Here is a 12776-nt window from a genome sequence, read left to right on the forward strand (position 1 = left end):
TTATCTATTTGTTGTCTCTTTATTTGTATTTTAACAAAATTTGTTTGAATTCGTCATCTATTGGTGCCTGAATTGTTTGAATTTTTTCAGTAAATGGTAAAATCAACTGCTGCTTAATGCCATGCAGCATCATTCGTGAAGCTTCAATCGTGCCATACAGCGGATCTCCGATGATTGGATGGCCGCTGTGAGCCAGGTGAACTCTTAACTGGTGAGTCCGACCGGTTGCCAATTGCAGTCTGACCAACGTGGCGTTTTTACCGCGCCAGGCAACCTGATAGTAGGTCAGTGCTGGCTGGCTGGCAAAGCCGTTGACTCGTCGCTTGCGCTGATCAAGCAGATCTCTGCCAATTGGCCAATCAAATTTTCCGGCATCTTGAGTGATGGTCCCGACCACCAGCGCAAGATATTGGCGATGCATCTGCCCTTGACTGATGCGGCGATCCAAAATCGGTACGACAATCGGATTCTTGGCGATTGCCACGGCGCCGCTGGTTGCTTGATCCAAACGATGAACCATAAAGGCATCAGCTGATGAAGTCTTTAAATAGCCGGCTGCATCGTTGAGCAGCGTCCCAGTTTCAAGCGGCTGATTGGGATGCGTTTTTTGGCCTGCTGGTTTATTGACTACCAAGACGTCGCGATTTTCAAACAGCACGTTCAGCTTGGGCTGTGGAGTTGGTTGATAGTGCGTTTGCGGCGTCCGAAACTCATCGCCGTTAAAATTCAGCTCAATTATATCTGCCGGCTGCACTTGATGATTGACGGGATAATATTGACCATTGACCAAGACGTTATGACGCGTTCTGAGATAATATACAAAGCGCCGCGGCAGCAGCCATTGCTTTTGCAGCAGATCACGCAGCGTTTGGGACGGCTGATCTTTTGACAGCGTCTCAATGATTTTCCAGTTTTTTTCCATCATGACCCCCTTAATTGATGATTATTTGATACTTTTTTCATTTCTTATGGTTGCCTGGGTTGAATTTTAGCGCATTAAATAGTTGAATTATACTTAAAGACCAATTTTCGCGGAGGATAAAATCATGTTGAGTGCCGAACTAATCAATGAACAAAGCTATTGGATCAGCGTGTTTGAGCCCCTGCCTCATGAACGCGAAGATTTGATCAACAAGTACGAGGTTACCAAAGAGCTTTTGGATTACGCCATCGACCCTTATGAAAAGGCCCGGGTTGAGGTTGATCGTGATGCCGGTGTCACTTTGCTGATCTTTGACGTCTACGTACCCACGCATGAGGTCTCAGCACCCCAAACCGCGCCAATCGGCATTATGCTGACGGCCAACAACGTTTTGACCTTCACCAACGCTCAGACCAATTTTGTTAACGGAATCCTGGCCAAGCAGCTCAAAACCATGAAAAAACGCGGCCCGGTCAATGATCGCTTTGATTTCATTCTACCAACCCTTTACAAACTCTCAACCAGCTATTTTGGACCAATTCGGCGTGCCGATCAACAGCGCCAGCAGATTCAGCGCAACCTGCAGAACCATACGGAACGCAAGGCGATTACCGAATTCATGGAAATCGAAACAGGGCTGGTCTATATTCTGACTTCACTAAAAGGCAACGTTTCTTTGCTTGAAGAATTCAAACGACGCTTTGGCAGCCGGATGTCGCATCGCCAGCTTAATGATCTGGACGATATTATCATCGAAGCTCAGCAAGGTTTAGAAATGGCCCAGATGACATCTGACGTCTCGGCTCGCGTTTCTGACGCCTATAGCAAGGTTCTGGACAGTAATCTGAACCAGACCATGAAATTTTTGACCATCTATTCAATCGTCTTGGCAATTCCGCCAATCGTTTCCGGCTTTTATGGCGAAAACGTCAGATCGCTGCCGTTTGCCCAAAGCGAATGGGCCTGGCAGATCACGATTGCGATTACTTTAATCATGATTCTGCTCTCAATCTGGTTTTTATTCAATCGACACTGGTGGCATTAAAATAAGTTCGTAATTTTATGATTGATTGAGCTTTTAATTGTCAAAAAGTTCGGATTATGTTAAGATGAATCTTGTTAAATTAAAGTTAAGCCTATATATTCTCGCAATACGGGCGAGAGTCTCTACCCTGAACCGTAAATTCAGGACTATAAGCAGCCAAAAAGTCGTCATGGTTGCCTGCCATGGCGACTTTTTGCTTGCCTGTATGGGCTGACTCAGGAGGAAAGATCTTGAATAGTGCATCACAGGGAAAATTAAACGACTTTGGAAAAAATCTGGTGCTTGGCTTTCAGCATCTGCTGGCTATGTATTCAGGCGATGTCTTGGTCCCGCTTTTGATTGGAAACTTTCTGCATTTCAACGCGGCACAGATGACCTATCTGGTTTCAATCGACATCTTCATGTGCGGGATCGCCACACTGCTGCAGCTACGCAAGACTCCGCTGACTGGGATCGGTCTGCCGGTTGTTCTGGGCTGTGCGGTACAATCAGTTGCCCCTTTGGAATCGATTGGCGGCAAACTGGGCATTGCCTACATGTATGGTGCCATCATCTGTGCCGGAATCTTTGTCTTTTTGATTGCCGGCCTGTTTGCCAAGATGAAAAAACTGTTTCCACCAGTCGTAACTGGATCCTTGATTACCATTATCGGTTTTACCCTGGTTCCAGTCGGTTTTCAAAATCTCGGCGGTGGCTCAGCAGCTGCCAAGTCATTCGGCGCGCCAGCCAACTTAGCAATCGGCTTTTTAACGATTGTCATCATTTTGGCAATCAATGCATTTGCCAAGGGCTTTGTTAAGTCAATCGCAATTTTGCTGGGGATTTTAATCGCGTCCTTTATTGCCGGCGCATTTGGCATGGTCTCATTAACGCCAGTTGCCCAAGCTTCCTGGTTCCATCTGCCGCAGATCTTCTACTTTGGGGTTCCTAAGTACAACGGCAGCGCAATCGTTACCATGATGCTGGTCGCTTTAACGACGATGATCGAATCAACTGGGGTCTACTTTGCCTTAAGCGACGTTACTGGTCAGAAGATTACTGAAGACGACATGAAGCGTGGCTATCGTGCTGAAGGGATTGCGGCCATTTTAGGCGGGATCTTCAATACTTTCCCCTACTCAACGTTCTCGCAAAATGTCGGCGTTCTGCGCATGTCTGGCGTTAAGACCCGCAAACCAGTCTACTATGCTGCCTTCCTGCTTTTGGCACTGGGACTGCTACCTAAAGCCGGCGCGCTGGCAACCGTAATTCCAACGCCGGTTCTTGGCGGGGCCATGATCGTAATGTTTGGCATGGTCGGCGTGCAGGGAATTCAGATTCTGCAAAAAGCGGATCTGAACAAGAACAGCAATCTGCTGGTTGCCTCGATGTCAATTGGACTGGGGCTTGGCGTAACCGTTTATCCACAGATTTTCCAGCATCTGGCAACCGAAGCACAGATCATTCTGGGCAACGGGGTGGTCGTTGGCAGTCTGGCGGCCGTAATCTTAAATCTGATCTTTAACTGGCAGGACTTCAAAAAGCCGGTGCAAAGCAAAATTAAGACCAGTCCAAGAACTGCTGATCCTATTATGAATGAAAATTAAAATTAAGGCATCGGTGATCGCTTCACCGGTGCCTTTTTAGTTGTAAAATAAAGCCAGATCTAACTTGAAAGGGGTTTTGTTTCATATGGAACATTTTGGTTCATTTCATTCTTCATGCACGGCAATGCTGGTTGGAAAAAAGGCAACAATTGATGGTTCAACCATAATTGCTCGTGATGAAGACGGCGAAAGCGGCATTAACCAAAAAACTTTCAAAGTCTTTCCGGCTCGCGACTATGATGAAGAGTTCGTTTCTGAATACTCAGGCGTTAAAATCCCGCTCCACGGTCATGGCTGTCGCTTTACCGCTACACCAAACGCTCAGGAAAATGAGATCAAAGGGCGCTGGGACGAACAGGGCATCAATGAATACAACGTGGCAATGAGTGCTACCGAAACTGAAGGTACCAACGCCCGCTGCCTAGGCCACGATCCATTGGTCAAAAACGGCATCGACGAGGATTCAATGCTGTATCTGGTGCTGCCGTTTATCAAAACTGCTCGAGAAGGCGTGGCCCGGCTTGGTAAGCTGATCGAACAATATGGAACCGGCGAGTGCAACGGTATTGCCTTTGCCGATCAAGATGAGGTCTGGTACTTTGAAACCGGTGCTGGTCATCAATGGGCCGCTCAACGCATTCCAGATGACTGTTATGCCATCTGTCCCAACATTATGGTAATTGAGGAAATCGACTTTAACGATTCCGACAATTTCATGTTTGCATCAACTTTAAAGTCATTCGTCGAAAAAAATCACCTGAATCCTGACCCAACGACCTTTAACTATCGCAACATCTTCGGGACGCAAAGCGAGGCCGACAGCTACTATAACACGCCTCGAACCTGGTATGGACAAAAGCTGTTCAATCCATCCATTGAACAGGATCCAACCAGTCAAAACATGCCATTCCTGCGGCGGCCAGAAAAAAAGATCGCGATTGAAGACGTGGAGGCCTTTCTTTCTTCCCATTACAATGGCACGCCATACGATCCGATGGGAACTTTTGCTTCGGGAACCAGGGAAGAGCAGCGCAAATTCCGCTCAATCTCACTTGACCGTAATCAAAGCTCCTGCATTCTGCAGATTCGCAATCACGTACCAAAAGAATTTGCCGCTATCCAATGGATCAATTTTGGCTTCTACTGCTACAGTCCATACGTACCGTTTTATACCAACATTTCCGACACGCCAGCCAACTACCAAAAAGCTGGTGCCGAGGTCGATACCAACAGTGCCTATTGGATGTATAAAACACTGGCCGTTGTCGTTGAACCGCGCTATCACAAATTTATCAATGAGGTCAACGAGTATCGCGATAGCTGTCAAAGCTTTGGCCTGCAGCGAATTGACCAGATCGACCAGCAGGCGGCTGAACTTGAAGTAGATGAGCTGAACAACTTCCTTACCAAAGCCAATCTGCAAACGGCCGCTGAGGTTACCAAGCGAACTCACGCGCTGCTCAGCAGTCTGATCAAACAATCGCTGCTTGACTCCAAGTATCAGTTTGAACTTGGCGACAATCTATAAAAATAAAAAGTCATTGAAGCAAATAATCGCGTGCCGTCAGCCGCAAAGCTGATTACACGCGATTTTTTCGTCCGTAAAACTCCAAAATTAATTGGAATTCTGCATTCTGATTTATTTTTTGGCACTGCCCGGCAGCTGCATGTTGTAGACGCTGTTCATCAGCATCTTCTTTGGCATCAGTGGCGACATTGGCAAAAAGATCTTTTGTGAGCCAACCAAGCCAGCCGTTACCGCCATTTTGCCGTTCATCATGCCATTATAGCCGGCCTGGGCAACCGGTGTCGGGTCAACCGCCTTGGCAAACAGCGCCGTGTCGCCAAGACTGCCGGCACTGGCAAATCCAGTACTCATGGCACCCGGCATCAGAACGGTTGCCGTAACCCCAGTGTCTTTAAGCTCACGCCACAAAGCTTCCGTAAAGCTGGTCATGTAGGCCTTGGTAGCGTAGTAGACAGCCTGCAGCGGTCCTGGCATCACAGCTGCTGTTGAGGAGACGTTCAATACCTTGCCATGGCCGCGCTTAACCATTTCGGGGAGGAAAAGCTTGCAGAGCCGCGTCGGCGTTTCAATGTTAACGGCAATCATGGACATGTCTTGTTCCATCGTCCGCTTGATGAACTCGCCCTGCCCGCCAAAGCCGGCATTGTTGATCAGATATTCAATCTCCCAGTGATTTTCTTGGCACGTGTCAAAGATATTCTGAGCAGCATCGCTTTGAGAAAGGTCAACGGCGATCGTGTGAACTTCGATTTGATACTGATGTTTCAGTTCCGCTGCCTGCTGATCAAGTTTTTTCTGATTACGACCAACTAAAACCAGATCTCCGCCATTGCTAGCGTGAATGTTGGCAAAACGCGTTCCTAAGCCACCGTATGAACCAGTAATCAATGCTGCTTTTTTCATAATGTTATCTCCTTTTTTGTCCTTGCTTGATTTGATGTCTTTATTTTATCCGCTTGGCAAAGAGATTAGAACATCATTTAATGCCAACAAAATATCAATTCATGCCAAAAAAATCAATGCTATTTTTGGTTATAGTATTCAACCTCAACGTCATCATCAGTCAGAATCAGCTTAGTCAGACTGCCGTTTTCCGGTCGAACCGTCAGATCGTACTTGCCCTGGCCAAAACGCTCCATCAGGCTAAGCAGCGTATTGCCATGACTGACCCAGAGAATATTGGCGTCATCTGGTACCTCTGAGTGCCGAATCAGATCAATTCCCTGATCAACGCGGGCCCAGTATTCAGTATTGTTTTCGGCATGATGGAATGGATCAGCATCCTTTAGCCAGTCTTTGGCCTGACCAATACTGTATTTTTCAACGATTGCCTTAAAAGTTGGTAAACCATGCGGCGCTCCTGCCAGATACCAGGCCTCATCCATATTGGCTCCTTCAAAATAGCCATAGAATTCTTCTCTAAAGAATGGTGCCGTTATTGGCTGCTTGACCGAGTCAGCCTGATTCATATCCAGAATTGTCTGGATCGTTACTTCAGCGCGGGTAGTGTCGCTGCAAAAAGCTGCATCAAAATGAATCTTGGCCAGCTTTTCTCCGGCATTGCGCGCATCCTGCATCCCTTTTTGCGTCAACGGCGAATTGCTCCAGCCCTGCAGCTTGTTATAGATGTTGTAGTACGTCTGACCATGCCGTACCAGATAGACATTCAATTTTTTCAATTTCGGTGCCCCCTTTAAATCTAAAACGATTGTAACGCTTTCTTGAACTTAAGGATAACATAAGGCGCCCATCATAGATTCTTCAAACATTTCCCGTAACATTAAAAGCATCGAAAGAAGGGATGTTGCATGAAACTACGTAATCCACATTCTGAACAAGATGTCGTTGCTGCCCAGATCGTTGGGATGAATGGCAAGACCGTTACCGTCAAAACCGAAACCGGCCAGATTCTGCGGCTGCCATTAACTGCTAAGCATCAGCATGACCAGATCTTTTTGGCATCATTAAAAGACATCTGGCACGCGCAAATCTGGATCCCTGTCAACCGCCAGCTCAAAAAACTGTTCCATTATGACTGGCTGCTCGATCCAGCTCCAGTCAAAGCATAAATCTAGTTAAGTTTCCTCAACGTTTTGCCACAATACACTTGCACAGGCTGAATTTGTGCTAGAATGATTGACGTTAAGCTCTTTTATGAGTACGTTAAGAATCATATAACTGCGAGGATATTTTTCGACATGAAACGATTAAGCAAACTCGTGAACACCAGGATTGGCTTTTTTGCACTCTTGGTGTTCCTTTTTTGGATTAAAACCTTGATTGCCTACTTCACTGACTTTAAATTAGGCGCTCAAGGCTTGGTTCAATATCTAATCGTCCTGATCAATCCACTGGGAACCACCCTGCTATTGTTTGGTCTGGCATTTTACTTTAAGCGATCGCGCTTTTTCTATCCCGTTTTAATGGGAATCGACATTGCCAATACGCTGCTATTATATTTAAACGTTATCTACTACCGTGAGTTTACGGACTTTATGACGATTGCCACCATGACCGGCTATTCAAAAGTCAACCAGGGGCTTAGCGGCAGTTCTTTGGCATTGACCAATCTGCATGACGTTTTTTATTGGCTCGATATTGTCGTCATCCTGCTCTTGATGCTCTTTAGAAAGATTAAGTTTGATCCCCGCGCTTTTTCGCATCGGCTGGCATTTGCCTTCACCTCAGTTTCATTGGTCGTCTGCGGCTTGAATCTGATGGTGGCGGAAATGGATCGGCCACAGCTTCTAGGACGGACGTTTGATCGCGTCTACATCGTTAAGTACCTGGGGCTGGATGCCTTTACCGGTTATGACCTGGTTAAATCAGAGCACGTCAGTCAAATGCGTAAGAGTGCCACCAAATCTCAGCTCAAGACCGTTGAGAAATTTACCAAGGAGCATTATGCCGCGCCGAACAAGAAACTGTTTGGAATTGCCAAGGGCCGCAACGTAATCGTTATTCACCTGGAAAGCTTCCAACAGTTCTTGATCGATAAAAAAATCAATGGTCAAGAAGTTACGCCATTTTTAAATTCGCTGTATCACGGTCAAGACACCTATGCCTTCTCCAATTTCTTCAATCAGGTTGGCCAAGGCAAGACCTCGGACGCGGAAAACATGTTGGAAACCAGCACGTATGGACTTTCGCAGGGTTCACTGTTTGCAACGCTGGGCAATGACAACACCTTCCAGGCTGCTCCCGCTATTTTGAAGCAGCGGGCTGGCTATACCTCAGCTGTTTTCCATGGCAACGTCGCCAGCTTCTGGAACCGCAACAATGTCTACAAGAACCTCGGCTATCAATACTTCTTTGATGCCAGCTATTTCGACACGTCCGGCGACAAGGCAACCGGCTATGGCTTAAAGGACAAGCTGCTGTTTGCTGATTCAATCAAGTATCTGCAGCACCTGCAGCAGCCATTCTATGTTAAGTACTTAACGGTTACCAACCATTTCCCATTTGATCTTGACGATGAGGATAAAGACTCCAATTTCACGACAACGAATACTGGATCATCAACCGTCGACAACTACTTCGTTACCGCGCACTATCTTGATCAGTCGCTGCAGGAGTTCTTTAGCTATCTTGATAAGACCGGTCTGGCCAAGAAATCAATCATCATGATCTATGGTGACCATTATGGGATCTCTAATTCGGAAAACAAGAACCTGGCCAGCGTCTTAGGCAAGAATGCTGACGACTGGTCCGACTTTGACAACGTTCAGATGCAGCGGGTGCCGCTGATGTTCGTTATTCCAGGATCTGGTGGTCACGGCGGCATCTACAGTACCTATGGCGGCGAGATCGACGTTCTGCCAACGCTGCTGCATCTACTAGGAATCAGCACCAAACGCTATATCCAGTTTGGAACTGATCTGTTCAGTTCACAGCATGATCAAGTCGTTGCCCTGCGCAATCAAGACTTTGTGACGCCGAAGTACACCAGTATCAGCGGCAAGATCTACCTCAACTCGACTGGCAAGCTGGCCAAGCTGACCAAGCAGGAGAAAAAGCAGCTGCGGGCCGATCAAAAGAAGGTCTCTGAAGAACTGGCCCTGTCAGATTCGCTTAACGAAAAGAATCTGCTGCGCTTCTATCATCCAAAAGGCTTTAAGACCGTCAATCCAAAAGACTACAACTACGCCAACGGATTACAGAAAGAAAAGAAGATTGAAAAGTCCAAGGGCATTCAATCAACCAGCATCTTCTCCAAGAACAACGACAAGACCACTACCGACAGCTATAGCACCAACGCCCCTGAACAGGGACATTCTGCTACGAGTTCCAACCGAATCAAGATCACCAATCCTGATGGCAATGGCAATTGATGTTTTGTTAATCTAATTTAAAGTCCCAGGGCTGTTAAGTCAGTTCTGGGGCTTTTACTATTTTGCTCAGTGCCTTGCTTAATCGGTCTTAAAATTCGTGATAAAATTAAAGAAAATTGATTTAGAAAGGCGTGAGCTGCATTATGCGAGAACATGAAGAAATTCAAGAAAAACTGATTGAAGTTGCCAACCGCCGCTACGCTACCAAAAAGTTTGATCCTGACCGCAAAGTCGACGATGATGACTGGCGCACGATTCTAGAAGTCGGCCGCCTGTCGCCCAGCTCGTTTGGCTATGAGCCGTGGCAGTTCGTTGAGCTTGATAATCCGCAGATGCGTCAAGACCTTAAGCCAATCGCCTGGGGAGCCGTCAACAGCATCAATGGCGCCGACAAGCTGCTCTTGATCTTTGCCAGAAAAGACGTCACCTACGACAGCGACTACGTAAAATACATGGTCCAAGACGTCAAGCGCCACGAATATGATCCCAATTCCAAATCATCACAGGCCTTTAAGCATTTTCAGGAAACCGACATGGACATCAACGACGAGCGCACCCGATTCGACTGGGCAGCCAAGCAGTGCTATATTGCCATGGCTAATATGATGACGGCGGCGGCTGCGCTAAAGATTGATTCCTGTCCAATCGAAGGCTTTAATCGCGAAAAAGTCGAATCCTACCTGGCTGAAAAAGGCATTTTAGACCGTCAGCACTGGGGATTAGCCGTGATGGTAAGTTTCGGCTATCGCGATGAGCCGATCAAGCCCAAATCGCGGCAGGCTATTTCTGACATCTACCGCACGATCAAATAGACAAGGAGCAAGAATATGGCTAAAGAAATGCTGGTTGCGACGACTGAAAAGATTCCGGGCCATAACTATGAGGTTTTAGGCGAGGTCTTTGGCGTTACTACCCAATCCAAAAACGTTTTTTCCAATATCGGCGCCGGACTGAAAAACGTGGTTGGCGGCGAGATCAAAGCCTATACCAAAATGCTGCATGAATCACGTGAGGTCGCAATTGCCAGACTGCGCGAGGATGCCGAGGCCAAAGGTGCTGATGCCGTAGTCATGATGCGCTTTGACTCTGGCTCAATCGGAACCGACATGCAGTCAGTGGTTGCTTATGGCACGGCTGTAAAATTTACTGATTAATAAAAGATCCAGGCTGAATCCTTCGCCTGGATCTTTCGTTTTTACTTATGCTGCGAATCGATGTGCATCGATGAGCTGTGCGTAGCCATTCGCTTCTTAGGGTAAAGCGCCTTGGCCAAAGCCGTAATCGCAATCGGTGCCTCTCCAAAGCCAACTGCAATCAACGCTGCCTTTCCGGGGTAGGTAACGCCATCGCCAATTGCATAGACGCCAGGGACGCTGGTTTCCATTTTGGAGTCAACCTTGATCAGCCCCCGCTCGCTTGCCAATGGCAGTTCCCAATCATTAAGCGCAGCGTTGTTGGAGGTAAAGCCATAGTTAACCAAGATTTTGTCTACCTCCAGATGTTTTTCTTCATCTGAGCGCATCTTTTTAAGCGTCAAACCAACCGAATCATCTTCATTCAATCGCAGTTCCTTAGGCAGGTACGGCGTTTCAACCTGAACCTGAGATTTTTTCAGCTGGGAGACGGTATGCTCCAAAGCACGAAAGGCATCCCGACGGTGAATCAGATGAACCTCTTTGGCAATCGGCTCCAGCATCAGCGCCATATCAATCGCCGAATCGCCGCCGCCCAGCACTGCCACGCGCTGATCGGCAAAATCAGACTGATCACTGACAAAATAGCGCACCTGTCGTCCCTCCAGCTGGTCTGCGCCATCCAATGCCAGTCTGCGTGGTGAGAAGGCGCCGTTGCCCAATGCAATCACCACGGCTTTGGAATAGGACGTTCGCTGTGCTGATTCAATCTTAAAAGTCCCGTCAGCCAGCTTGACGACGTTGGTAACCTGCTCGCCTAAAAACTGATCAACTGGCGCAATAGTCATCTGTTTTTTGAGATCAGCAATCAACTCGCGCCCCTGCACGCCAGCTTCACCAGCTACGTCCCAGATTTGTTTTTCTGGATAAAGCGCGGCAACCTGTCCTCCCAGCTGGGGCAGGCTTTCAATCAGCTGCGCCTTTAATTCATGCAGACCAGCGTAAAAAGCAGCAAACATTCCGGCGGGACCGCCACCAACAATCGTTACGTCATATGTCTGTTCCATCATCTTTACCTCGTTTTAAAAAAATCTTTTCTACGACAAAAGCCATTGTACCACGGCTTAGCGCCTCGATTTTGATAAAACGGTTTAATTGTTGTTAAAACAATGTTTGAGTTTTGATTGATTTTTGGTTATTATGTAATTGTAAACGTTATCTAACAATATTCATTCGGAGGAAATCAATCAATGGCTAAAAAGAAAATGATTCTAGACTTGGACACTGGTGTTGACGACGCTTTGGCTCTGGCTTACGCAGTTGCTGATCCAGAAGTTGATCTGATCGGGATCGTAGCTTCATACGGCAACAACCTGCTGGACGTTTGTGCTGAAAACAGTCTGAAGCTTTTGGAACTGCTCGGCCAAACCGATGTGCCTGTCTACAAAGGTCTGCCACACTCCAGCACGACCGACAGCTTTGAAGTTATGCAGGTTTCTAAAGACATTCACGGTAACAACGGGATTGGCGATGTTGAGCTGCCAACCCCTAAGCGTGCCGTAGAAGCCGAATCCGGCGTCGACTTCTACATCGAAGCAGCCCACAAGTACGGCAAGGATCTGATCATCATTCCTACTGGCCCAATGACCAACCTGGCCGCTGCCCTGGAAAAGGATCCTGAAATTGCTCACCTGATTGGCAACGTTACGTTCATGGGTGGTGCATTGACGGTTGAAGGTAACGTTACTGACGTTGCTGAAGCCAACATCAACCAAGACGCCAAAGCTGCCAACACGGTTCTGCAAAGCGACCTGCCATTGACGATGGTTGGCCTGGACGTTACGCTGCGCACGCTTTTGACTAAGAAGGAAACGCAGCAATGGCGCGACCTGGGTACGAAAGCTGGCAAGGCCTACGCTGACATTACCGACTTCTACATCGATGCCTACTACAACCTGGACATCGACAAGAACGGCTGTGCCCTGCATGACCCACTGGCAGTCGGTGTCTCCATCGACCCTACCTTTGTTCAAACGATCAGCCTGTTCATGAAGGTTAACTACGACGAACACAACTACGGCCGGACGATTGGCGATAACTCACGCCTGAACGATCCTAATCCAAACGTTAAGGTTGCCGTTAACGTTGACAAAGAACGTTACTTGAAGGTATTCATGGAACGTTTGAACAGCGTCTTGAAAGAACACTAATTACCAATCAAAAACCTCATC

Annotated in this window: 12 protein-coding genes and 1 riboswitch; of the genes, 8 read left to right on the plus strand and 4 right to left on the minus strand. The window is 47.3% G+C overall.

The genetic code is table 11. The features are described 5' to 3' along the window. Positions 1-19 precede the first annotated feature (19 nt). Positions 20-922 carry an RluA family pseudouridine synthase gene (locus ABC765_RS10455; protein WP_347964115.1) on the minus strand — a complete coding sequence of 301 codons (903 nt, stop codon included), beginning with the start codon at positions 920-922 and terminating at the stop codon, positions 20-22. A gap of 124 nt (positions 923-1046) precedes the next feature. On the opposite strand from ABC765_RS10455, the gene ABC765_RS10460 reads away from it, so the two are divergent. From ABC765_RS10460 to ABC765_RS10470, 3 genes are all read left to right on the plus strand, one after another. Then, entirely contained in the window at positions 1047-1967 is a 921-nt protein-coding gene (locus tag ABC765_RS10460) for a magnesium transporter CorA family protein (protein ID WP_034541178.1), read from the plus strand. A gap of 71 nt (positions 1968-2038) precedes the next feature. After that, a riboswitch (purine riboswitch) is annotated at positions 2039-2136 on the plus strand. Positions 2137-2197: 61 nt separating this feature from the next. Beyond that, positions 2198-3553 carry a nucleobase:cation symporter-2 family protein gene (locus ABC765_RS10465; RefSeq protein ID WP_347980401.1) on the plus strand — a complete coding sequence of 452 codons (1356 nt, stop codon included), beginning with the start codon at positions 2198-2200 and terminating at the stop codon, positions 3551-3553. A gap of 85 nt (positions 3554-3638) precedes the next feature. Then, the gene (locus tag ABC765_RS10470; RefSeq protein ID WP_347980402.1) at positions 3639-5081 is read left to right on the plus strand and encodes a C69 family dipeptidase; all 1443 of its coding nucleotides are present in this window, start codon (positions 3639-3641) and stop codon (positions 5079-5081) included. Between the two features lie 111 nt (positions 5082-5192). On the opposite strand, the gene ABC765_RS10475 is transcribed toward ABC765_RS10470, so the two are convergent. Continuing rightward, positions 5193-5984, minus strand: a complete 792-nt coding sequence (locus tag ABC765_RS10475; RefSeq protein WP_347980403.1) for an SDR family oxidoreductase — start codon at positions 5982-5984, stop codon at positions 5193-5195. A 119-nt stretch (positions 5985-6103) separates the two neighbouring features. After that, a complete protein-coding gene (locus ABC765_RS10480; RefSeq protein WP_347953869.1) occupies positions 6104-6760 on the minus strand; it encodes a phosphoglycerate mutase family protein in 657 nt (218 codons plus the stop codon). Between the two features lie 129 nt (positions 6761-6889). On the opposite strand from ABC765_RS10480, the gene ABC765_RS10485 reads away from it, so the two are divergent. The 4 genes from ABC765_RS10485 to ABC765_RS10500 all read left to right on the plus strand — a co-directional run bounded on the left by ABC765_RS10485 (position 6890) and on the right by ABC765_RS10500 (position 10566). Then, positions 6890-7150, plus strand: a complete 261-nt coding sequence (locus ABC765_RS10485) for a hypothetical protein (protein ID WP_347980404.1) — start codon at positions 6890-6892, stop codon at positions 7148-7150. 129 nt (positions 7151-7279) lie between these two features. Continuing rightward, positions 7280-9412 (plus strand): LTA synthase family protein, encoded by a 2133-nt coding sequence (locus ABC765_RS10490; RefSeq protein ID WP_347953871.1) that lies wholly within the window; start codon positions 7280-7282, stop codon positions 9410-9412. Positions 9413-9555: 143 nt separating this feature from the next. Further along, on the plus strand, positions 9556-10224 hold the full coding sequence (locus ABC765_RS10495) for an NAD(P)H-dependent oxidoreductase (RefSeq protein ID WP_347953872.1): 669 nt from the start codon (positions 9556-9558) through the stop codon (positions 10222-10224). Positions 10225-10239: 15 nt separating this feature from the next. Further along, complete coding sequence (locus ABC765_RS10500; RefSeq protein ID WP_347980405.1) at positions 10240-10566, plus strand: heavy metal-binding domain-containing protein; 327 nt, start codon at positions 10240-10242, stop codon at positions 10564-10566. A 41-nt stretch (positions 10567-10607) separates the two neighbouring features. Here the strand turns inward: ABC765_RS10500 and ABC765_RS10505 are convergent, their stop codons facing one another. Next, a complete protein-coding gene (locus ABC765_RS10505; RefSeq protein ID WP_347980406.1) occupies positions 10608-11615 on the minus strand; it encodes an NAD(P)/FAD-dependent oxidoreductase in 1008 nt (335 codons plus the stop codon). A 180-nt stretch (positions 11616-11795) separates the two neighbouring features. Between ABC765_RS10505 and ABC765_RS10510 the strand changes: the two genes are divergently transcribed. Then, complete coding sequence (locus tag ABC765_RS10510) at positions 11796-12755, plus strand: nucleoside hydrolase (protein WP_347964119.1); 960 nt, start codon at positions 11796-11798, stop codon at positions 12753-12755. Positions 12756-12776 lie beyond the last annotated feature (21 nt).

This window comes from Limosilactobacillus sp. WILCCON 0051, assembly GCF_039955095.1.
Classification (GTDB): domain Bacteria; phylum Bacillota; class Bacilli; order Lactobacillales; family Lactobacillaceae; genus Limosilactobacillus; species Limosilactobacillus allomucosae.

Coding starts and splice junctions, on each gene's coding strand:
- ABC765_RS10455 (WP_347964115.1), bottom strand. CDS start 922: ATGGAAAAAAACTGGAAAATCATTGAGACGCTGTCAAAAGATCAGCCG.
- ABC765_RS10460 (WP_034541178.1), top strand. CDS start 1,047: ATGTTGAGTGCCGAACTAATCAATGAACAAAGCTATTGGATCAGCGTG.
- ABC765_RS10470 (WP_347980402.1), top strand. CDS start 3,639: ATGGAACATTTTGGTTCATTTCATTCTTCATGCACGGCAATGCTGGTT.
- ABC765_RS10475 (WP_347980403.1), bottom strand. CDS start 5,984: ATGAAAAAAGCAGCATTGATTACTGGTTCATACGGTGGCTTAGGAACG.
- ABC765_RS10485 (WP_347980404.1), top strand. CDS start 6,890: ATGAAACTACGTAATCCACATTCTGAACAAGATGTCGTTGCTGCCCAG.
- ABC765_RS10490 (WP_347953871.1), top strand. CDS start 7,280: ATGAAACGATTAAGCAAACTCGTGAACACCAGGATTGGCTTTTTTGCA.
- ABC765_RS10495 (WP_347953872.1), top strand. CDS start 9,556: ATGCGAGAACATGAAGAAATTCAAGAAAAACTGATTGAAGTTGCCAAC.
- ABC765_RS10500 (WP_347980405.1), top strand. CDS start 10,240: ATGGCTAAAGAAATGCTGGTTGCGACGACTGAAAAGATTCCGGGCCAT.
- ABC765_RS10505 (WP_347980406.1), bottom strand. CDS start 11,615: ATGATGGAACAGACATATGACGTAACGATTGTTGGTGGCGGTCCCGCC.
- ABC765_RS10510 (WP_347964119.1), top strand. CDS start 11,796: ATGGCTAAAAAGAAAATGATTCTAGACTTGGACACTGGTGTTGACGAC.